18 protein-coding genes are annotated in these 21380 nt (G+C 61.4%); 5 read left to right on the forward strand and 13 right to left on the reverse strand.

The window, feature by feature from the left end; translation table 11 throughout:
* Nucleotides 1–484 precede the first annotated feature (484 nt).
* Nucleotides 485–1171, forward strand: a complete 687-nt coding sequence (locus tag BEN48_RS18350; protein WP_083321168.1) for a DUF937 domain-containing protein — start codon at nucleotides 485–487, stop codon at nucleotides 1169–1171.
* A gap of 34 nt (nucleotides 1172–1205) precedes the next feature.
* Here the strand turns inward: BEN48_RS18350 and BEN48_RS16975 are convergent, their stop codons facing one another.
* The 4 genes from BEN48_RS16975 to pseI form a co-directional block, all read right to left on the reverse strand.
* On the reverse strand, nucleotides 1206–2699 hold the full coding sequence (locus BEN48_RS16975; protein WP_070736331.1) for a lipopolysaccharide biosynthesis protein: 1494 nt from the start codon (nucleotides 2697–2699) through the stop codon (nucleotides 1206–1208).
* An 80-nt stretch (nucleotides 2700–2779) separates the two neighbouring features.
* Nucleotides 2780–4156, reverse strand: a complete 1377-nt coding sequence (locus BEN48_RS16980; RefSeq protein WP_070736333.1) for a DUF7033 domain-containing protein — start codon at nucleotides 4154–4156, stop codon at nucleotides 2780–2782.
* Nucleotides 4157–4197: 41 nt separating this feature from the next.
* On the reverse strand, nucleotides 4198–5496 hold the full coding sequence (locus BEN48_RS16985; protein WP_241502310.1) for a glycosyltransferase family protein: 1299 nt from the start codon (nucleotides 5494–5496) through the stop codon (nucleotides 4198–4200).
* On the reverse strand, nucleotides 5496–6539 hold the full coding sequence (pseI, locus tag BEN48_RS16990) for a pseudaminic acid synthase (protein ID WP_070736335.1): 1044 nt from the start codon (nucleotides 6537–6539) through the stop codon (nucleotides 5496–5498). The genes BEN48_RS16985 and pseI overlap by 1 nt, the downstream gene beginning before the upstream one ends.
* Nucleotides 6540–6999: 460 nt before the next feature.
* Between pseI and BEN48_RS16995 the strand changes: the two genes are divergently transcribed.
* Complete coding sequence (locus BEN48_RS16995; protein WP_070736337.1) at nucleotides 7000–7584, forward strand: DUF6252 family protein; 585 nt, start codon at nucleotides 7000–7002, stop codon at nucleotides 7582–7584.
* A gap of 89 nt (nucleotides 7585–7673) precedes the next feature.
* Here BEN48_RS16995 and BEN48_RS17000 read toward each other — a convergent pair whose 3' ends face one another.
* From BEN48_RS17000 to pseC, 8 genes are all read right to left on the reverse strand, one after another.
* Nucleotides 7674–8369: an HAD family hydrolase gene (locus BEN48_RS17000; RefSeq protein WP_070736339.1), complete on the reverse strand. Its 696-nt coding sequence runs from the start codon at nucleotides 8367–8369 to the stop codon at nucleotides 7674–7676.
* A gap of 214 nt (nucleotides 8370–8583) precedes the next feature.
* On the reverse strand, nucleotides 8584–10530 hold the full coding sequence (locus tag BEN48_RS18355; protein WP_206599879.1) for an NAD-dependent epimerase/dehydratase family protein: 1947 nt from the start codon (nucleotides 10528–10530) through the stop codon (nucleotides 8584–8586).
* Entirely contained in the window at nucleotides 10514–11107 is a 594-nt protein-coding gene (locus tag BEN48_RS17010) for a GNAT family N-acetyltransferase (RefSeq protein WP_070736341.1), read from the reverse strand. Before BEN48_RS17010 ends, BEN48_RS18355 begins: the two co-directional genes overlap by 17 nt.
* A 133-nt stretch (nucleotides 11108–11240) precedes the next feature.
* On the reverse strand, nucleotides 11241–11984 hold the full coding sequence (locus BEN48_RS17015; protein WP_070736343.1) for a class I SAM-dependent methyltransferase: 744 nt from the start codon (nucleotides 11982–11984) through the stop codon (nucleotides 11241–11243).
* A 121-nt stretch (nucleotides 11985–12105) separates the two neighbouring features.
* On the reverse strand, nucleotides 12106–13029 hold the full coding sequence (locus BEN48_RS17020) for a class I SAM-dependent methyltransferase (protein WP_070736344.1): 924 nt from the start codon (nucleotides 13027–13029) through the stop codon (nucleotides 12106–12108).
* Nucleotides 13026–13760: a cytidylyltransferase domain-containing protein gene (locus tag BEN48_RS17025; RefSeq protein ID WP_070736346.1), complete on the reverse strand. Its 735-nt coding sequence runs from the start codon at nucleotides 13758–13760 to the stop codon at nucleotides 13026–13028. Before BEN48_RS17025 ends, BEN48_RS17020 begins: the two co-directional genes overlap by 4 nt.
* Entirely contained in the window at nucleotides 13760–14413 is a 654-nt protein-coding gene (locus BEN48_RS17030) for a pseudaminic acid biosynthesis-associated methylase (RefSeq protein ID WP_070736348.1), read from the reverse strand. The genes BEN48_RS17025 and BEN48_RS17030 overlap by 1 nt, the downstream gene beginning before the upstream one ends.
* Nucleotides 14414–14542: 129 nt before the next feature.
* Entirely contained in the window at nucleotides 14543–15724 is a 1182-nt protein-coding gene (pseC, locus tag BEN48_RS17035) for a UDP-4-amino-4,6-dideoxy-N-acetyl-beta-L-altrosamine transaminase (RefSeq protein WP_070736349.1), read from the reverse strand.
* 904 nt (nucleotides 15725–16628) lie between these two features.
* Here pseC and BEN48_RS19215 point away from each other — a divergent pair.
* Nucleotides 16629–17798 (forward strand): T9SS type B sorting domain-containing protein, encoded by a 1170-nt coding sequence (locus BEN48_RS19215; protein WP_158010233.1) that lies wholly within the window; start codon nucleotides 16629–16631, stop codon nucleotides 17796–17798.
* A 3-nt stretch (nucleotides 17799–17801) separates the two neighbouring features.
* On the opposite strand, the gene pseB is transcribed toward BEN48_RS19215, so the two are convergent.
* Nucleotides 17802–18821: a UDP-N-acetylglucosamine 4,6-dehydratase (inverting) gene (pseB, locus tag BEN48_RS17045; RefSeq protein ID WP_070736424.1), complete on the reverse strand. Its 1020-nt coding sequence runs from the start codon at nucleotides 18819–18821 to the stop codon at nucleotides 17802–17804.
* Between the two features lie 117 nt (nucleotides 18822–18938).
* On the opposite strand from pseB, the gene BEN48_RS17050 reads away from it, so the two are divergent.
* Nucleotides 18939–20408: an MBOAT family O-acyltransferase gene (locus tag BEN48_RS17050; protein WP_070736353.1), complete on the forward strand. Its 1470-nt coding sequence runs from the start codon at nucleotides 18939–18941 to the stop codon at nucleotides 20406–20408.
* A gap of 8 nt (nucleotides 20409–20416) precedes the next feature.
* Nucleotides 20417–21373 carry a hypothetical protein gene (locus tag BEN48_RS17055; RefSeq protein WP_070736354.1) on the forward strand — a complete coding sequence of 319 codons (957 nt, stop codon included), beginning with the start codon at nucleotides 20417–20419 and terminating at the stop codon, nucleotides 21371–21373.
* Nucleotides 21374–21380 lie beyond the last annotated feature (7 nt).

Here is a 21380-nt window from a genome sequence, read left to right on the forward strand (position 1 = left end):
TGGCTGTGATTGGCCCGGCGCAACAGTGCCGCATGCGAAGGCAATGCCTCGCTCGCACTCCCAATAATTTTGGTGATGCCTACGTGGCGCCGCTTCGCGCTACTCCGGCTGTGCCTGTCCCACACCAGGCTGGGGTCAATATAGCGTGAGAGTCCTGCTATTATAGTCCTCCTTGAAGCTTCGCTCTACCGGTCCTGCTTGCCCGTGCCGGTCGGGCTGTGGCTGCGAGCAGCGTCCATCACCAAAATAATAAATTTTATGTCCATGGCCAGTACAGGCTCAATGGGAGGGGTTGTAATATGCAGATAATAAAGAACAAATTGTGTTTATGGTTGGTATTATTTAAAGCGTGAAAGGACCAGTTTAACGAGGATTATACTGAGTTTATCGTAAATTATAATAATATAAGGTATTTATTTTGTTATATTATTGCAGAAATGCTCCAATAAGGGGTTGCTCTCTCCACTGCTCCTAACCTTCTGCAATGCCCATCTTACTTAAGACAGTCGAAGCTGCATTTTCCCGGGAACTGGTGGGGCACTTAGCGGCCCGGTTGGGCGAAAGCGAAAGTGGGGTAAGTAGAACCGTAAATGCGTTGCTGCCTTTGGTAATGGGCGGCATTATAAACGGCGTTGGAACCGGGGCCTGTTTGGCAATTCATGAGCACAGTGTCAGGGCTTTCCATTCTACTGACAGGAAAGACTTTTCCGTTACTGATTTGCTGGGTATTATGGGCAGTGGTGCCGATGCCAGCGGGCTGTTGGCGCAAGGTGAACGGCTGCTGGCTACACTGTTTAACCAGCCTGATGCCGCGATTGCGGAAGCAGTCAGCGCCTATGCGGGCATCAAAGCAGAATCGGCGGGCACGGTTCTGCGGCTGGTTGGGGCCGTACTTCCCGCCCTGTTGGGCCAATACACCGAAACCTACCACCTGCGTCCGGAGGCCTTGGGTGTTGCGCTGCTGGGCTTGCGCAATACGGTGCGCGGCATGGTTCCTCGCGGCCTCACCGGCCTCACCGAGTTGCTATGGCCGGAGGGAATGGGAACGGGCGCTACCTGCGGCAGCCTTCAGCCTGGCGCCGGTGCTGCAGAGGCATCTCACCTGCGGTGGTACCAAACGCTGCTGGCATCAACCAGCTTCGTGGTGTTGCTAACCCTTACGCTGGTTTAAGTTCTTTCCGAACAAGACAATCAGCCCAGCGGCGCTAGCTTTTGGCCAGGCGAGCCTTCAGGCTGCCCAGCAAGCCGGTGAGCTCGGGGGCCGTGCGCGTGAGCAGTACCCCGGCGGCGTAAAGCACCGTGAGCGTGCCTCCACGCAGGAGCAGATTGAGCCAGGCACTGGCCAGGTCGGGCATGAGCCACGCGGTGCCGCCGGCCACCGCCGCTACCGCCAGTATCCGCAGGATGCGGCCATCAAAGGGCTGCAGGCCGTAGTGGCGCCACACAAACCACGTGCGGGCGATGTTGATGCTGACCAGGGCCGCGCAGTACGCCAGGGCCGCGCCCGCCAGCTGCATCCGCGGAATCAGCACCCAGTTGAGGGCCACCACGGCAATGGCCAGGGAGATGTTGAACACCAAATCGAAGCGGTAGCGGGGCGAGGTAGCCACAATGATGCCGTTGACGCCGGTAATGCCGTCTACCAGCCGCCCGGCCAGCAGCAGCAGCACCGCGCTGGTGCCCACCGCGTATTCGGGACGGTCAATCAGCCCATATATAAAGTCCAGATTCAGCCCGATGCCCAGCGCCAGGTAGCAGCCCAGCAGGGTATTGATGCGGGTGCTGCGGCGGTAGAAATCGGCCATCTTGGCCATATCGCCTTCCTTCCAGTACTCGGCGATGAGCGAAAAGGCGGTTTTGTAGAGCGCCCGAAAGGGCAGGACCAGCGCCGTACTGATGTTGGTGGCAATGAGGTAGATGCCCGCTGCAGCCAAGCTGAGCTTGGTGCCCACCAGCAGGGTGTCGATGTTGAGCAGCACGGTGCCCGAAATGTTGCTCAGCAGCATAAACCCGCCAAAGCCCAGCATCTCACGCAACGGCTTGATGCGCAACGCCGCCCGGGTAGGCCGCAGGTGCAGCTCGCCGATGGCGGCCAGGTAGCAGGTGAGTAGCACCGCCACTACCGCATACGCCCCGGTATAGGCCAGCACAAACTCGTGGAAGCTGATGTAGTGCTGGCTGTAGGCCACGGCCGCCCCCACCAGCATGAGTCGTAGCAGGATTTCCTGTGCAAACGACGAGAAAGACGTGTGAAACAGCGACTTCAGGTACGCATCCTGCAGCGAACCCAGCATGATGCACCCCGCCAGGCCAATGGCCACCGTGTAGTGCGAGGCCAGCAGGGCCGCATCGGCGCCCGAGGCGTACCACTGAATAACCAGCGGCTTCCCAACCCACATCAGCAGCGCCACCACCACAAACCCGAGCAGCGGCGGCCCCAGCAGCAGCGGAAAAAAGCCGCCGTGGTTGCGCCCCTGGTTCCGGAAAAACGGGAAGTAGCGCATGCCCGCACTGGCAAACCCAAAAGCCGCCACCTGCGCGCCAATGGTGGCCAACGGCACCAGCACGCCAGCCGTGAGGCCAATCTGGCTCGACGAGAGCAGCCGGGGCAGGATGAGGATGGTATTGGCAAAGCCAATGGCCAGGCCGATGTAGGAAATCAGGGTATTGCGAATGCCCTGGCGCTGAACGATGCCCAATTGGGGGGAGGAGTGAAATGCAGCACATGCTTTAGCTTGTGCATCGAAAAAAAGCACAAGCTAAAGCATGTGCTACAAGCTCAAAGTTCGGCCACAATCTGGCTTCCGCCCAAAAAAGCTGCACTGCGCTGCTGCAGGTAACTCATTATTTCGGCGAACTGGCGCGGGCCGTTGATGGTGTTTGTCGGGTCAAAATGGTTGTTGTGCCAGAGCAGGGTGGCCACGCCGCCAAACTTCTCAATTTCCGCGAACACCGGCTGCAAAGCCGGCAGAATGTTGGTGGCCTGCAGCTGCAGGTAATGCGGGTGATGCAGCGTAGTGTCCATCACATTCAGTGGGATTTCGAGAAAACCATGCTCGCCGCCGGTGGCAAAATCGAAGGGATAGAAGGGGTGGCAGTAGGAATGCCGAAAGCCAAAATGCTCGGCGAAGCCCAGGGTCGAATCGTAGGAAAATCCGCCAACCGCTGCAACAATGGCCGGCGTAAGGCGCGGTTCCCAGCGTAGATAATGAAAGCGCAGGCCACTCCCTGCCACGGGGGCCAGTGTGAAAGCCTCACGGTCCAGCTGGCGCGAATCAGCGGCCGTGCCGATGCTGCCGTGCAGTCCGATTTCGCAGCCCAGCTGCCCAAGCTTCCGCAGTCGCGCCAGCAATTTCGGGTTCAGAAAGTAGTCGGCGTTGGGCGTGTCGTCGGGGCCGGGGCGGTGCTCGGGCAGGATAAAAAAGGTAGACCTGGCCCCGTAGGAAGCCACCACGGCGGCTACTGCTTCCAGGTTGTCCCAGGCATCGGGCCGGGTGAAATGCCGCCACAACTGCTGCCCGAATTGTAGCAGGCGGCCCTGTTGCAATGCCGCCTTGGCGGGGCCTTTCCAACCGCTGCGCAGGCTGTCGATGTCGTGCGTGACGAAGGCAGCGAATGGCGCGCCGCCCTGCCAGGTACGAGGCTGCAACGGCAGCCCACTCGCGTGCTCCACGGCCGCTTTCAACACGTCAAAGTAGTAGTTGACCACGGGCAGCGCCACAAAGCCGTACTGGCTTTGTACGCTGGATGCGTAGGGAAACCGGCCGTGCCGGTCACGCGTGTCAGAAAAATACTCCTGCCATCCGCTAAGCAGGTAAAAAGCCGCCGAGATTATGTCGGCCCTGATGATGGCCTGTCCCGCGTGCAGCTCCAGCAGCGGCGCATCCGGCTCCCTATCAAAGAAAAACGGCACCCGCTGGCCCCTCCATTCCCGAAAATTGGGTGCGGGCGGGTAGGGGGCAGACTGCTCAAAAAAGCCCGACGCGCCTTCAGCTACCCGAATAGCGAGACCTGTGCCGCCGTAGCCAATGGCCACCACTGGTACGTTGGCATACGCCAGCCGAAAATGCCGCAGCACGTACGCCAGCCGCATTTCCCCGGTGATGGGCGCGGCCACTGGCAGCGGCAGGGCAGACGAACGGGCAGGGGCGGGCATGGTGGTAAAAGTACAGCGGTGCCTGCTGGCAACTGCGGGCCCTAGCGCGGGGCCTGCAGCCACTCGTGCAGCAGGGCCAGGGTGCGGGGCTGGCTGCGGCCTTCGTCGGGCGTGCCCAGCGTGGCGTTGTAGTAAACGGCGCGGCGGTATAGGTCGGCGGGCTTGCTGACGGCGTAGCGGCGGAGGCAGGCCACCAGCTCGGCCGGAGTATCGGCCCGCGCTACCAGGCCGCGGGCCGCGTAGCCGTAGTAGTCGTCAGTGAGCGGGTTGGTGCCGAAGCGGTAGTACACGCTGGCCACGTTCAGGAGCGTGGCCTCGAGGTGCGTGGAGGTATCGGCGGCCACCAGGGCATCTTGTCGCAGCAGGAAATCAAACACGTTTTCCTCGCGGGCGCTGGACCACTGCAGGCCGGGCACCAGCTGCCGCAGCGGCTCAAAGTCGCGCCCATCGCTGGGGTGGGGGCGCAGGGTGAAGGTGAGTTTCGGCAACTCTTTGGCCAGCAGCGCAATGGTGGCGGTGAGGGCCGGCAGGGGGTCGTGCACGTTGCAGGCAATGCCCACGCGGCGCACGGCCGGGGCGGTGTTGCGGCGGGCCAGGTAGGCATCAGCCTTGGGCATGCCCACCAGCTCCACGCGCCCGTGCACCGGGCCGCAGAGGCGGTACTTATCGAGGGCATCCTGGCCTTCCAGCAGGCTCAGGTCGAAGCCCAGGGGGGGGAAATTGGCGCTCACGCTGGCATGCTGCACGTAGGCGGTAGGCACGCCCTCGGCCCGGCAGGCCAGCAGCAGCGAGCGGGTGTCGTCGTTGTGGTCGTTGGAGAATACCACGGCCTGGGGCTGGTAGTGCCGCAGCGCCCGGCGGTACACCTCGTAATAGCCGATGGCGTAAAAAATGAAGTCGAAAAACCGCCACGCCCGCCGGCCTTCCGTGCGCAGCAAGCCTGCCATCGCCGCCGGAAATTGCCAGTAGAATAGCAGCTTGCGCCGCAGGGAAAGGCGGTTCACAGCCGCGTTATACCTGCCAATGTGCTTGGCTTGGCCCGCCACCAGCACCGCATCGGGCCGGGCTTCTTTGATGAAAGCCAGGGCGTCGTAATTGTTGGCGCTCACCACGTACAGCCACACCTTGCCCTGCAGCTCGTCCCGGTTATTAATGGGGCTGAAAATATTGCCCAGCAGCCGCAGCCCCGCGTAGCCGGCCACCCGCGCCAGCCGCTTTACGGGGTTGGCGGGCGAAATATCAGCCAGCGCCGCCGGGGGTAGCGCCGCAAACACCGCCGTAAAGCGCAGCTGCAAAATGTCGCGCAGACGCGCGAGGAGCGGCAGGTTGGGCGCGGGCATTACAGGGCGTCCCAGGTGAGCGGGGTGCCGGGCTGGAGGGGCTGGGTTGCCCGGCGGCCCAGCACCACGTCCCAGTGCCGGGGCCAGAGCCCGTCGCCGGGGCGAATGATTTTCAGGTTATCCGTAGTGAATTCCTCGCCTGCCGCAATGGGCTTGGCCACGTAGATGCTGCGTTTGTAGAGCCGGCTTTTCTCCTCGCCGGCCTGAATGCAGAGCTGCACCGTGCCCAGGGCCTGGTGCGCCCGCTCGGTTTCCTCCACCAGGGCTTTCAACTCGTGCGGCTCCAGCGAAAAGGCCGAATCCACGCCGCCCTCGGCGCGGCTCAGGGTGAAGTGCTTCTCGATGACGCAGGCACCCAGCGCCACGGCGGCCACGCTCGCGCCTACGCCCATGGTATGGTCGCTCAGGCCAATGGGGCAGCCGAAGGTTTCGGCCAGCACCGGAATGGTGCGCAGGTTGGTGTTGGCGGGGGAAGCGGGGTAGGTGCTGGTGCATTTCAGCAGCACCAGCTCGCGGCAGCCGGCTTCACGCAGCACCCGCACGGCATCGTCAATTTCGGCCAGGGTGGCGGCGCCGGTGCTCACAATCACCGGCTTGCCGGTGGCGGCTACCTTGCGCAGCAGCGGCCAGTGCGCGTTTTCAAACGAGGCAATTTTGTAGGCCGGTACGTCCAGCTGCTCCAGGAAATCCACCGCCGTTTCGTCAAACGGGGAGCTGAAGGCCAGCATGCCGTGCTGCCGCGCTCGCGCAAACAGCTCGGCGTGCCACTCCCAGGGCGTGTGCGCCTCTTCGTAGAGCTTGTATAGGTTCTTGCCTTCCCACAGCGACTGGCCTTCTTCGTCGATGGCAAAGCCCGTGTCCATGGTGATGGTGTCGGCGGTGTAGGTCTGCAGCTTGAGGGCATCGACGCCGGCGGCCGCGGCAGCATCCACCAGGGCCAGTGCCCGCTCCAGGCTCTGGTTGTGGTTGCCCGACATTTCGGCAATGATAAACGGCTTGTGCGCGGGGCCGACGGGCCGGCCGCCGATGGTAATTTCAGTCATGTTCAGGGAAAGCCAATCAGGCCCGCAAAGGTAGGGCTTACGGGTTCCTAGCGGCGCTGCTCATGGTCAGAGGCTTCCGCGCTGCACTCTAAAAATGCTCGGTCCCGTTGCTTGTGGTTAGAACCATCTTTTTGAGTTTAAGAAACTCATCTGGTTGGTCAATTCCGTGAGCTTTGACTTTTAGTCGGGTTTTTTATACTCGTTAGCGCTTGTATGCACCTGTAATTGGGCGGCTGTTGGTAGTTTAGGGAAAGGAAGGCTCTGGTTAACTACCTGTCCACTGTGCCCCCTTTGTAATGTGCTTTTATTGTATTGTAAAATATTGACGGCAATTTGTTTGTGTGATTAAAAGTGCTGTTAGTAAAGTCTAATGAAGCGGTTTTTTAAATTGTGTGTACTCCAACGGCCCCCTACATTTGAGAATCGTAATACTCCCGTTGCGCCTACTGATCCTCCTTTCATGAAAACCTACCCGCTGCTGCTCTTGCCCTTACTGGGCCTAACCCAGTGCCTCATGCAGGGCGAAGGGGCCTACCCGGTCCAGCCGATGCCGGCCGCTACCCAAACCGGTGCCAATACCGCTGGCTGTTTCGTGGACGGCCAGCTCTGGGTCGCTCACTACTACAACACCACAATTGGGGCCATCAACCCCAAGCCCGTCTATGCCTGGTGGAACAACGCCTCGCTCGGTGGGCCCATCCTCTCGTTGAACCTCCTCAAGGACAATGCCGACCAGACACTGGTGCATCACGACACGTCCATGAACATCGAGCTGCCAGGCATCACCCGGGCCGGCACCTACGTGCTCGACCTGCGCCCCACCACCCGGGGCCGGGGCCCCAACGGCTACGCCGCGTTCACGCTTCGCAAGCCCACCCCCGACCAGGAATTTCTGACGGACGCCCAGCATACGGGCACCCTGGTCGTCACCCGGTTCGACACGATTTCCCGCGTCGTATCGGGCACGTTTGAGTTTACGGCCCGCCACGCTGCGACGGGCACCGTGGTGCGCGTCACCGAAGGCCGGTTCGACGCCACCTTGTAAGCGCTATCCCTGCGGCGACGGGTCCGGCGGGTGTTCCCCCCAACGGACGGCAATCGGAGGTCACTTAAACAGTAATTCAAACATACACCTCAAGCAGGCAGGTCCAGCGGTTGCCCGAACAGTGAAGCTATAAATTCCTGCGTCAGCTCGTCCAGCGAATGAATGTGCCGGTGCGCCTCGTGCGCTTCATCAGCTTCCAGATGGGCATAATTGCCGCGCAGGATGCGGACGGTTTTAAACCCTAGCGGCTTGATGCCCACGAAGTCCTTGCGGAGGTTGTCGCCCACATACAATACCTGATTTGGCGCCACGCCTTCGCGTTGGCAAATCAGCTGGAATACGTGCGGGTCGGGCTTGGCGCGGTGGCGGCCGTAGCGGTTGGTGAGGTAGGCGTGGCGCACGCGGCCGGCCAGCTGTAAGGCGGCTACTTTGCGGGTCTGCACCTCCTTGTGGCCATCCGTGACGAGGTATTGCGGCAGGGCCGCAAAGCGCGTGAGGCACCGCTCGGCATCGGGGAACAGCGTTAATTCGGGCTGGTGCTGGCGGTAGGCGCGTAGGCAGGCTGCTACCAGGGTTTTGCTCCAGCGCCCATGCTGCCGCAGCACGTTATCAAACACCTGCCCCCGGCCTTGCTCTGCCTCTTCGGCAATCATGCCCGCTGCCAACGCCTCGGCTGGAACCAGGAGTAGCGGGCTCAGAAACGCTGCCACGGCCCTGAAACCGCTATGCACGTAGCTGAGCTCGGGATAGAGCGTGTCGTCTAAGTCGAAAACGAGTATGGGCATGGGTTTGGTGGAAGCGGAGGGAGTTAAGGTAGCTGCTAAGACGGTTATCCAATTGGCCAAAAATACTCTGGCCGTCATGCCGAGCGGAGCCGAGGCATCTCGCATGCTTCGTTGCACTCGGCATTGATTACTGTGGCACGCGAGATGCCTCGGCTGCGCTCGGCATGACGGCCAAATTCTACTTCCTAAACGGATTCACTACTCCCGGCCAGCCCTACAGACCCACCGGACTAACAACATCGGCCGCGGCGCGAACCTGCCGGAGCGGCCCGGCTGCGGGCTGGAATGGAAACTCATCCAAATCCCCACCAGCGGCTTCCTGCAAAAACCAGAAAAACGAATCGACCCCTGCGGCAATGCCCAGCGTGGATGCGCCCCCAAACCGGCAGTTGCACTCGATAATCTGCAAATCGCCGTTGTCGTGAAGGAGGGCTTGGAGCACCAGCGGGCCGTAGAGGCCGAGCGCCTCCACCATGGGAGTCAGCCGGGCCACCAGGGCCGGGTCGGGTAGCGTGGTGGTGACTTGGGATTCGCCGTGCACCACCACGTCGCGGGTGCGGGGTACCAGGCCGCGCACGGTGCCCCGGCGGTCCACGTAGGCATCCACACTGATTTCCTGGCCGGTCATAAACGGCTGAAAAATAGGGTCCTGCAGCAGGTTGGCGTGGGCCAGGGCTGCGGCCTCGGGCAGGTTCAGGCCCAGGCTGAGGGAGCCCGCGCCGTACTGCTCCTTCACCACAAATCCAGCGGTCGAATCAGGCTCGCTGCTACCCGGCAGCCCGTCAAGGCTGCGGGCGGTGGGGATAACGGGCAGGCCCTGCGCCGCCCCAAACATTGCAAAGTCCAGCTTGTCCAGGCAGCGCTGCACGGCTTCGGGCGCACTCACCAGCACGGCGATGCCGGCTTCGGCCAGGGCCTCCCGGTGCCGGCTCCAGAAGGTCAGCTCCCCGTCGCGGGTGGGGATGATGTGGCCGATGCCCTGCTCCTGGCAATATTGAATAATGTGGGGCAGGTGCTCGTCGCTGGTGGCGGGCATCTGCCAGAAGCCATCGGTGAAGTGCTGGGCCAGGCAGGCACCGTTCATGTCGCCGCCTATGATTTTGATATCGGGGTGCAGGCACTGAGCGGCGGCGCGCACGGCCCGCACCAGCGGCACCTTGGCCGCCACGCTGCTGATGAGCACGTGGCCCGGCCCGCGGCTTAGTGGCGGCGCAGCGGCGCGGGACTTTTCGTAGGCAATAATTTCCGGAATGGCCGTTTCCAGCGTGGTCGGAGGCAGCCAATCTATCTGGCTCGACCACAGTGTCATGTCCGCCTGCGAGGCTTCGAAAGCAATGTCGGAAGCCACGTAGTTGGCGCGCATGCCGGGGAAATTCTGCTGAAGAACTTCCACCACATCAGATACGCGGCGGGCCCGGCCGGTGCCCAGGTTGATGATGCCCGTCACGGTTTCGGCGGCCGCGAGGCGCAGCAGACCCTCGGCCGTGTCGGCGGCGTAGAGGTAGTCGAAGAACGATTCTGCGCCGTACACCGTGATTTCTTCGCCGGCCAGCAGCATGCGCACCCAGCGCGAGGTGATGTCGCGCCCGTTGCGGCCGTAGCCGCGGTAGATGCGCGGAATGGCGGTGCTGAACTGCTCGCCCCGAAACGTTTGCAGGAAGCGTAGCTCAATTTCGTGGGCCAGCTTGGCCATGCCCGTCAGGTTGCGGGGCAGGATGGGGTCGTCTTCGCGCAGGCTGCGGGGCTGGGCGGGAACCTCCGTGAAGTTGTACAGCGCCGGGTCGTAGATGAGGTAGCTGGAGGCAAACACCACCCGCCGCAGCGAGGGCAGGTCCTTTTGCACCGTCATCAGGTGGTGGCTCAGGCGCACGTTGTGCTGGAAATTCTCCTCCCAAAAGCCGTAGGTCTCCGTGGAGCGCTCAAACGTGGCGGCCAGATGAATAAACACATCCGGCGCGAACGCGCCAATCTCCGCCTCGGTCAGGAAGTTCAGGTCGCCCTGGCGGTACCGGAAACGGGCCGGAAAGTCGGCGGGGCGGGGCTTCAGGTCGCCCACCAGCACCTCAATATCGGCGGGCAGGGCGGCCAGGCGGCGCACCATTTCCTGGCCGATAACACCGGCCCCGCCGCTGATAAAAATTCGTTTAAATGGCAGAATCAAAGGCTGTGGCATAGTCGGTGGCCAGCTGGCCGTGCATCAGTGAGTCGGCAAAGGTATCCGGAGCCAGGCGCACATGCTGCCGCAAGCGGCCTTCGAGCCGGAAACCGGCTTCTTCCAGAATGGCCACGTGGGCAGGCCGGATGTCATAGGTCTCGGTAAACAAGCGGTTGAATTTCAGGCCGTGAAACGCGGCATCGCCCAGCAAACGCAGGTGGGCGCGAAACACGTTGTGGTACACCTCAGGGTCGGCCGCGCGGGTCGGGTCCATCAGAAAAGAAACTTCGGCGCGGCCATCGGGCCAGGAAATGTGAACCAGGCCGCCGTAGGCTATCAACTCCTCGTTTTCCAGGAGTGAAAACAGCAGCTGGCCGGGTTGCTCCTGCTCAAACAGGGGCATCACCACGCGCTGGAAATAGCCTTCCTGCTGCTCAGCCGTAAGTGGCGCGGCTTGCCGCAACACCTCCAGCTGGGCGTTGCGCCAGGCCCGTATGGGCTCCCGGTCTTCGTAGCGGATGGGAACCAGCCGGTAGGCATTCCAGCGAAATTCAGGGTGTGGGAGGGGGCGGTAGGTGGTCATGGTAGGTGTTGAAGGCACGTCATGCCGAGCGCAGCCGAGGCATCTCGCTCGCTTCTTTGCAATCGTGAGGATTACTGCAGCACGCGAGATGCCTCGGCTGCGCTCGGCATGACGTGCCTTTTCAGACATTCAATTACACCACCAGATACGAAATCAACGGATTAAGTGGGCTGCGGCGGAGGGCGTAGTTGGCTACCCCAAACACCTCGTCAAACGCCAGGGTTTCGCCTGGAAATTCGGGGCAGTTCAGCTCGTCGAAGGCCACTATGGCGCCTTTGGTGAGGCGGGGCCGAATGGCTTCGAGGCAGGCCTTGGTGGGGGCGTAGATGTCGAAATCGAAGTAGGCGAAGGCAATGACCGTTTCGGGGTGGTCTTTCAGGTAGCGGGGCACGGTTTCGGAGGCATCGCCGGCCACCAGCTCAAATTTGCGCTTGTGTGGTATGGGGCTGTCGGCTTGGTGCAGGGCCAGAATTTGGGTCAGGTACTCCTGGTAGTTCTCCGTCACTCCGTAGTCGCCTTCCTTCACCTTGTCGCCATCCTTGGCATCTACTGAAGGAAACCCGTCGAAGGTGTCGAAGCCAATGATTTTGCGGTTGTAATTGAACGGCTCATAGATGCCGCGCAGGGCGTGCATCAGCGCCAGGTTCTGGCCCCAGCGCACGCCAAATTCCATGGCCACGCCGTGCACCGGAATGATTTGCTGGTAGAGCTCCGTGAAAAACAAGAGCCGCGAAAACGTCTGCCGGTTCAGGTACAGGCCCAGATTGTTCAGCAACTCCGTGTTCGGAATCGGCGACTCGCGCAGGGTTTGGGCAAAATCTTCGCGCCGTGCCTGTTCAGGAGCCGACGCGCCACTGAGGACGGAAATGGAAGACATTATTAGTGGTTAATGATTAACGAGTAGTGGTTAATTGTTGGTGGTCAGTGGATATGGTAAAAAACATGCAAGTAGCATTATCCGCTAAAAACAATTCACCACTAACCGTTAACCGCTACAACTAAATCGGTTGCAAAAATGCTACAATGCTGCGGCCCAGTCCAACGGCCGCCAGGCTTTCGTAGTAGGCGGCCACCGCCGGTACGGATGCCGTGTGCAGCAGAAAATTGTCCTGCTCGATGCGGGCGCGGTGGGCAGCCCGGCCGGCTTCGCGGTTCATTACGTAGTTCGTGGCCGGGTTCAGCAGGTTTAAGTCAATGGGCTGGTCGCCAAGTATTTTCTCCATGTTCCAGCCCGTGGCTTCGGCCAGGTTGCGCAGCCCGGCCTGGTTGAAATAGGAGAGGTGGTCGGGCAGTACCACCCAGAACGGGCGGTCTATCTTGCCGGTGTCCAGCAGATGCTGCTGCAGGCTCGAAAAATCGTTGGGCACGTCCACCACCAGCACCCCGTTGGGCTTCACCAGGGTCCGGCAGAGACGCAGCAGTTCGGTGGGGTCCAGCACGTGCTCCAGCACGTTGTCCAGCCACAGCACGTCAAACTCGTGGCCCTCTAGGGCGAGCTTTTGGACCTGCTCGTAAAGGTCGCCGGTGCGAAGCTGACCGCGCAGCTCCGGGTTGAATTGCTCCAAGGCATAGCTACTGAAATCCAGGCCCAACACGTCCCAGCCCTGCCGCTGAAAGTAAGCCAGGGCCCAGCCCTCGCCGCAGCCAATGTCCAGAAATGAGCTGGTGCTGTTCCACTCTGGGGAGGCCGAAGCGCCGTGCTGCTGGCCCGCCAAGCGAAGCTGGGCCAACACCCAGTGCCGCAGCCGCAGCTTGCCGTCGAGGTGCTCAAGCTCCTCCAGCGGGTATTCGGGCTGGTAGGTGGTCAGGTTTTCCTGGTAGTAGCGTTGGGCGTAGTAGTTCCGCAGCTCCTCGGGGCTGGGCTTGTTCTTGATTTCGTAGTAGCCGAACTCGTTCAGGCGCAGGGTATCGGGCAGGGTCATGTAGTCTTCTGCTCAATGTGGGCGTTCAGGGCCATTATTTCCGGATGGGTTTCCAGCAAAGCGAGCAATTCCGGAATCGAAAGCCCGGCCGCACCGTGCTGCTCAATCAGGGTGCGCAGCACCTCGTAGTCCTCGGCGGTGTCGAGCGTGATGCGGAAGCGGCTGTAATCGCCGCCGGGCCATACCTCGTCGCGGTACACCACGCGCCCGGCCGTGGCGGCATTGGCTTTAAGGTAGGGCGTCACGTGCTCCCGCTCATACGGCAAGGTGGCGTTGGCATGGGCTTCGGCCAGCAGCTCCATAGAGAAAATCTCAAAATCGAGCCCGCGCGGAAACGTGCGCACAATGGCGTTGGAGCGGTACACCAGCGGGTTATCTTCCTCTAGAAACCGGCGCATGGCGTCCCCAATCAAGTGGCCATCCACCAGCGGGCAGTCGCTGGTGACCCGCACCACGGCGTCCAGGCCAAACTTGCGGGCCGTTTCGTAATAGCGCGCCAGCACGTCGGCTTCGCTGCCGCGGTGGTAAGGCAGGCCGCGGGCTTCGGCGTAGTCGGCCAGCACGTCATCGGCGGGCTCGGTAGTGGTGGCCAGCAGCACGGGCAGGCCACTTTGTTGCAGGCGGGCTACGTGGTAGTCGAGCAGGGGCCGGCCCGCTGCCGGCAGCAGCACCTTGCTGGGGAGTCGGGTGCTGCCCATGCGCACCTGGGAAATAATGCCGGCGTGCTGCATCAGCTGGCGGTTTTTTCGAGCAAGTACACCACGTCCTGGTTGCCGCGCTCGGCGTCGTTGATGTAGGGGTAGAGCTGCTGCTTCACCAGGCGCAGCTCGGGGAAATTGTCGATGAATACCTGCGCGAAGTTTGTCTTCCACAGGAAGCCTTCGTTGCCCCGGTACTTGATGGAAGTGGTTTCGGGGGCGTAGTACTCGAAGCCCATGATGTAGCGGCCCGAGCAGCGCACCATTTCGCCCATAATGCGCGGTAGGTCGTCGGGGGCAATGTGTATGAGCACGCCGTTGGTGCACACCACATCGAAGTAGCTGTCCTTAAACGGCAGGTCGAATCCGCTGCCCTGCAGGATATTGACGCCGCGCACAAAGTCGCGGGCTTTCTCCACAGCGTAGTGCTGCAGCTCCACGCCATAGAGGTTGGTGAAGCCCGCCGCCTGCAGGCCCACCAGCTGCATGCCGGTGTTGCAGCCCACTTCCAGAATGCGGGCATCGCGGGGTAGCTCGCCAAGGAATTCGGCGTTTATTTCCAGCTTGGTGTGGCCGTAGAGGTCGCGGTAAAACGCGTTCCATTCCTCCAGCGGGCGGGAGTTGCGGTCGGTGTATTCGCGGCCAAAGTCGCCGGCCCAGAAATCCTCTTGTTGGGTGTGCTGCAAAATGTAGGGGAATTAGAAAAGAGAGTTCAAGCCCGTCATGCTGAGCGGAGCAGAAGCATCTCTACTGCAATACTAATGAATTGCTTGCACGGTTGAGATGCTTCGGCTCCGCTCAGCATGACGTTCTTTTTATTGCTGGCCGGTAACTATGAATTCCCGAATGCACGACACCACGTAGTCCTGCTCCTCATCCGTGAGTGTGGGAAAAAGCGGGATGCTGAGGCAGCGGGTATAATAGGCTTCGGCCAAAGGAAAATCGCCGGCTTTCCAGCCCAGTCCTTCGTAATAGGGCATGCGGTGCACTGGGATATAGTGCACCTGCGTGAATATCTGCCTGGTTTTCAGGAAGTCGTAGAGTCCTTTGCGGTCGGCTACTTCAATGATGTAGAGGTGGTAGGCGTGGCCGGGGCGGCCGGGGGCCAGCATAGTCACACCGGGTATCTGGGCGAAGGCTGCATCGTATTGGGCGGCCAGCTGGCGGCGGCGGGCCAGGCCCGCGTCGGCGCGGGCCAGTTGGCTCAGGCCCAGGGCGCAGTTCAGGTCGGCTATGCGGTAGTTGTAGCCCAGCTCCTGCATTTCCATGTACCAGCCGCCTTCCGACTCATGAACGAGGTCGGCCGGTTCGCGGGTGATGCCGTGGGTGCGCAGGCGCAGCAGTTGCTGAAACAGCTGCTCGTTGTTGGTGGTAATCATGCCGCCCTCGCCGGTGGCAATGTGCTTCACGGGGTGAAAGCTGAAGATGGCCAAATCGGCGAAGTTGCCGTTGCCGCACTGCTGCTCCTGGCCTGCCGAGTCGATGAAAAAGCCGCCGGGGGCGTGGCAGGAGTCCTCAATTATCCACAGCCCAAATTCATCGGCCAACTGGCGGGCCGCTTCTAAATCCACGGCCAGCCCGGCAAAATCAACGGAAATCAGGCCTGAGAAATGGCCTTTGGGGTGGGCTTCCAACAGGGCGCGCACCTTGGCCAAGTTAATGAGTCCCGTGGCCGGGTCAATGTCGGCAAACTGCACCTCGCCGCCGCAATAACGCACGCAGTTGGCCGAGGCCGAAAACGTGAGCGGCGTGGTGATGACGCGCTGCCCCGGCTGCACATCCAGCGCCAGCGCGCACAGGTGCAGCGCCGCCGTGCCGTTGCTCACGGCCACGGCGTAGCGGGCGCCCACGTAGGCGGCAAACTGCTTTTCAAACTCGGCCACGGCCGGCCCCTGCGTCAGGAAATCGGCTTGCAACGCCGCCGTCACCGCGGCCACGTCGGCTTCGGTGATGTTCTGGCGGCCGTAGGGTAGGGGGCGGGTGGGAGTGAAGTTCATGCAGCCCCAAAGATAGGGAGCGGAGCAAAGCCGGAAAGAAATTCGAAACATGAGTATGTTCGCAGTTATCTACCAATTGCTCGTCATGAAACACGTTATTCTAGGGGCCCTTGGCTGGCTGCTACTCGGTTTGACAAGCAAGGCCCATGCACAGGGGGAATACCTGAACTGGTATTTTGGTGCTCAAGCGGGCATTACGTTTCTTGGAAACCCGCCCGTAGGGTTATCAAACGGGCAATTGAGCTTTCCGGAGGGCGTCGGATGCATGTCGGACAGCGCCGGCCGGTTTTTGTTCGCTTCCAATGGCCAGTATGTTTGGGACCGGCAGTGGCAGCGCATGCCAGGCCAGGTAAGCCCGCACCCAGTGGTTGGGTTTAGTACCCGGCAAGTGTTGGCCGTGCGGCAGCCGGGGCGCTTCGGGCGGTATTATGTCTTCCGCAACTCCAACCAATTCGTAGCAAGCCAGTACCCGGTTTCTGCTCAGTCCAGTACCCATATGCCTTACGCCGTAGTAGACATCAGGCAACGCAATGGCTTAGGGGCAGTAGTTTCCACCGACAGCATTCGGCTGCCAAACTGGACCACTCATATCACCGCTCCCTACTATTACCTGAATACAAACTGGGTTGCCATCCGCCACGGCAACGGGCGCGATGTATGGATTACCGGCCAAACGGATGAGGGGCGGTACGTTAGCTGTTTGCTTTCCGCGACAGGAATGGGCTCGCCAGTAGTGAGTTTGGCACCCCGTGATATTTCTCCCGTGGCCAACGGCATTCTTCGGGCCTCTACCGATGGGAAAACGTTGGTTTCGGTGCAGTACATGGCTACGCGGACATCTGCCATTACTCAGTTGGAAGTAGCTCGGTTTGACCCTTCAACCGGGCGGATAACCGCAAACGACGTGCTGCCTTCCCCCTTTAAAGGGCGTATCATAAACGGGTCGGACCCCAACCAGTACGCCATCAATTTCGTGCGACTGGCAGGGCTCGAACTATCGCCCGATGGCTCACGCATGTATGCGGATACCGTTAACAGCAGCGGCGTGTTTCAGTATGACCTGTTGGCCGGGTCGCCGGTAGCGGTGGCGGCATCGCGCGCCACCATACCAGTGCAAATCCAAAACGGTCAGGGATTCAGCGACTCCGGCGATTTGAAGTTGGGTCCCGATGGCAACATCTACGTTATTCGGTCTTCTTTCTCCGGGGTGGGCCGCATCGAAAAAGCCAACGCCTTGGCCCCATTCTGCCGGTTTGTGGCCGATGGGGTGCGCTATGGCAAAGGCACTGCCCCCGCCCGGTATACCTTTCCCTCCACCACCAACGATTTGGACCTGCCCCCCGTCGTGATTACGGGTGGCGGCGCGATTCAGGGACAAGCGGGCTGTGTGGGCGAGCTACTGCCTTTCGCTTCTACTTTAAGTCCGTTCGTGACAGCCACGGCGTACGCCTGGGACTTCGGCGACCCGGCCTCGGGGCCTTTAAACCAGGCAACGGGCCAGGCGCCAACGCACCGCTACCAGCAAGCCGGTACGTACACCGTGCGGCTGGTCGTCACGGCTACCAGCGGCCAGGCGTTTGTAACCAGTCAGCAAGTGCAGGTGTGGCCCCTTCCGGTAGTCGAGCTCGGCCCCGACCTGACGCTGTGTGCCGACGAGCCCCGTACCCTCAGCGTGGGGCCCCAACCGACGGGAAGTACCTACCGCTGGCACGATGGCAGTACCGGGGCCGAATTCGGTGCCCGGCTCACCGGCACGTACCGCGTAACGGTGACCAGTCCCCAGGGCTGCGTTGCGACCGACGAGCTGAACGTTGAGCTAGCGGATTGCCCGAGCCTTCCCAATATCATCACGCCCAACGGCGATGCTCAGAACCAGACGTTCGTTCTGAAAGGGCTGAATGCCGGGGATTGGGCCTTGCGCATTTTCAACCGCTGGGGCCGGGAAGTTTTTTCGCAGGCGGCTTACGACAACTCCTGGGCCGCTCAGGGCCAGCCCGACGGTGTTTATTATTACCTGCTCACCAAAGCCACTTCCGGCCAGAAAATCAAGGGCTGGCTGGAAGTAAGACGCTAGCGGCTAAACGGCAAAATCAGCGTCTACGTGCAGCCGGATTTCCTCCCGAATCTGCTCGGCATCCATCCATTCCTCGTTGTTAGCCGAGTCGTAGTGGAAGCCCAGCGGCACGCGCTGCCCGTTGAATTTCTCAATGAATTTTTCCACGTCCCAGGTTGGCATCGAGGGCAGAATGACGTAGTAGCGGTCCAGCTCCACGGTGCTCAGGGCGTCGGTCTCGGTTATCATGGCCTCGTGCAGCTTCTCGCCGGGGCGAATGCCCACAATGCGCTGCTCGCACTCCGGGCCGATGGCACGGGCTACTTCCGTGATTTTATAGCTTGGAATTTTGGGCACAAATATTTCGCCGCCCCAGGCGTGTTCCAGCGCATAGAGCACCAAGTCCACGCCTTCCTCAAGCGAGATGTTGAAGCGCGTCATGTCGGGGTGGGTGATGGGCAACACGCCGGTGTGGCGCTGCTGCATAAAAAACGGCACCACCGAGCCCCGCGAGCCGATTACGTTGCCGTAGCGCACCACCGAAAAGCGCAGGTCGCGCGCGCCCTTCATGTTGTTGGCGGCCACAAACAGCTTATCAGAGCACAGCTTGGTGGCGCCGTAGAGGTTAATGGGCGCAGCGGCTTTGTCGGTGCTCAAGGCCACTACTTCTTTCACGCCGCAGTCGAGGGCGGCGTTGATGACGTTCTCGGCTCCGAAAATATTGGTTTTGATGCACTCCATCGGGTTGTATTCGGCCGCGGGCACTTGCTTGAGGGCGGCGGCGTGAATCACGATGTCGATGCCTTCGCAGGCGCGGTGCAGCCGTTCGCTGTCGCGCACATCGCCGATGAAGTAGCGGATGGCCGGGTACTGCTGCGGCGAAAACTCCTGGCTCATCTCATACTGCTTCAGCTCATCGCGCGAAAACACCACGAGGCGTTTCACCCGCGGGAATTTTTCGAAAACAGTACGCACGAATTGCTTCCCAAAGGAGCCAGTGCCCCCGGTGACGAGGATGGATTTGTGATTGAGGTCGAGAGCCATGAAAAAAGAAAAGCCGAAATAGAACCACAAAAGTAGTTTGCAGGAATGTAGCGGAGGCGGTGCGAGTCCCCGCCACATTCCCGACCTTTGGCCGGCGGAGCACCTGCCGCGTTGCGAATGCTATTCAATTCCCTTCATTTCCTGGTCTTTTTCCCGGTCATCGTCGGGCTCTACTATGGCCTGCCGGCCCGGTGGCGTGGTGCCCTGCTGCTGCTGGCCAGCTACTACTTTTATATGAGCTGGCGGGCGGCCTACGCCCTGCTGCTGCTGGGCACTACCCTCATCGACTACTACAGCGGCTACCGCATGGGCCAGCTGGCCACCAAGCGCGAGCGCCGGCCCTACCTGTACCTGAGCCTGGTGAGCAACCTGGGTACGCTGTTTGTGTTCAAGTACTTCAACTTTTTTCGGGACGCGGCCCTGCAGGTGGCGGGTACTCTGAATCTGCCGCAGGCGGCCATTCCGGCGTTTGAGCTGCTGCTGCCGGTGGGCGTCTCGTTCTACACGTTTCAATCCGTGGGCTACATCATTGATGTGTACCAGGGCCGGCTGGAAGCCGAGCGGAATCTGGGCCGTTTTGCTTTGTTTGTGGCCTTTTTTCCGCAGTTGGTGGCGGGGCCCATTGAACGCGGTGGACACATGCTGCCCCAGTACCAGCGCACGCACTCTTTTGATTACGCGCGCATTGTGAGCGGGCTGCGGCTAATGGCCTGGGGCCTGTTCAAGAAAGTAGTGGTGGCCGACCGGCTGGCCGCGTTCGTCAATCCCGTTTACAATAACCCCCAGCAACACCCCGAAGGGCCTCTGCTGGTGCTGGCCACGCTGGCGTTCACCTTTCAGATTTACGGCGACTTTTCCGGCTATACCGACATGGCCCGGGGCGCGGCGCGGGTGCTGGGCTTCGATTTTAACCTGAACTTTCGGCAGCCGTACCTGTCGGCTTCGGTGCCCGAGTTCTGGCGCCGCTGGCATATTTCGCTTTCCAACTGGTTCCGGGATTACGTGTACATCCCGTTGGGGGGCAGCCGGGTACAGCCCGCGCGGGCCTATGGCAACCTGTTGGCCGTGTTCCTCATCAGCGGCCTCTGGCACGGCGCCAACTGGACGTTTCTGGTCTGGGGCGGCCTGCACGGCTTATACCTGGTGGCCAGCACCTGGGCCCGGCCCCTGCGTCAGCAGCTGGCACAGGCCACGGGGCTGGCTGCGCACCCGCGGCTACGCCGGAGCGTAGGGGTGCTGGTCACGTTTGGGCTGGTGGCCTACGCCTGGATATTTTTCCGGGCCAATAGCCTCGGCGATGCCGTCTTCATCAGCCAGCACCTGCTGAGCGGGTGGAGCCTGAGTAGTCGGAAAACAGCGTCCCTGCTGTTGGAGTTTTCGCAGCACTACCGCCCCGAGCTGGCTGTGGCAGTCTTCGCCGTGCTGCTCATGCTGGGGGTGGAGTACTTCGGCCGCGCGCGCAGCCTGCAGGACTGGGTGGTGGCCCGGCCGGTGGGGGTACGCTGGGTTGGGTACGCCGGGCTGTGCCTGTTGATTCTGTATCTGGGTATTTTCAACAGCACCTCATTCATCTACTTTCAATTCTGATTCGCGCAGTGTCACCGGCTATTTTTCGGCTTATTTCTCGCCTGGGGCTGCTGGTGGGCGCCTGCCTGCTGGGCCTGGCCTTGCTGGGGCCGGTGGTGCTGGGTGGGTACGTCGATGCTTTTTATGGCCGGTTTACCAGTCCGCTCGCGAGCAGTATGGTGGTGGGCACCTCGCGGGCCGCGCAGGGCATTCAGCCCGCGGTGCTGGCGGAACGGCTGAGCGGGCGTTTCGAAGGGCCGTGGCTCAATTACTCTTTCACGCTCACGCACTCGCCCTACGGCCCCGCCTACCTGCGCAGCATCCAGCGCAAGGTGCGCCCGGAGGCGAAAAACGGCCTGTTCGTCGTAGCCGTCGACCCGTGGTCGCTCTCCCTCACCGGGCCCGAAGGCACGTACCCAGAAGAAAATTCCTTCATCGGCCAGCTCGGCCAGGTGAGCCAAAACCCCAACCTGACCTACCTCACCCACTACCAAACCAAGCCGCTCTACCGCCTGCTGCTGGACTACGCCACCGCCACCGAACGCCTGCACCCGGATGGCTGGCTGGAAGTGAAAATCGGCATCGACAGCGCGCAGGTCCGGGCCCGCACCGCGCGCAAGCTGCAGGACTACCGCCGCCTAGCGGCCAGCCAGCACTTTTCCCAGAGCCGCCTCCAGGCACTGCGGCAAACCGTTGCGTTTCTAAAACAGCACGGCCAGGTGGTAATGGTGCGGCTGCCCGTAGGAGCCGGCCTTTTGGCGCTGGAGCAGCAGTACCAGCCCGCGTTCGACTCCCGGATGCGCGAGTTGGCCACCCGCCACGCCGTGCCCTACCTCGATTACAGCGCCCAGCCCTACGCCACCACCGACGGCAACCACCTGCAGCGCCCCGCCAGCGCGGCATTCAGCGCCCGGCTTGCTCAGGATTTGCAGCAGCTCAGCTTCCCCGACACCGGCAAGGCGACCCGTGCCGCGGCCAAGCAATAATTAAGAG

The organism is Hymenobacter glacialis (assembly GCF_001816165.1).
Classification (GTDB): Bacteria; Bacteroidota; Bacteroidia; order Cytophagales; family Hymenobacteraceae; genus Hymenobacter; species Hymenobacter glacialis.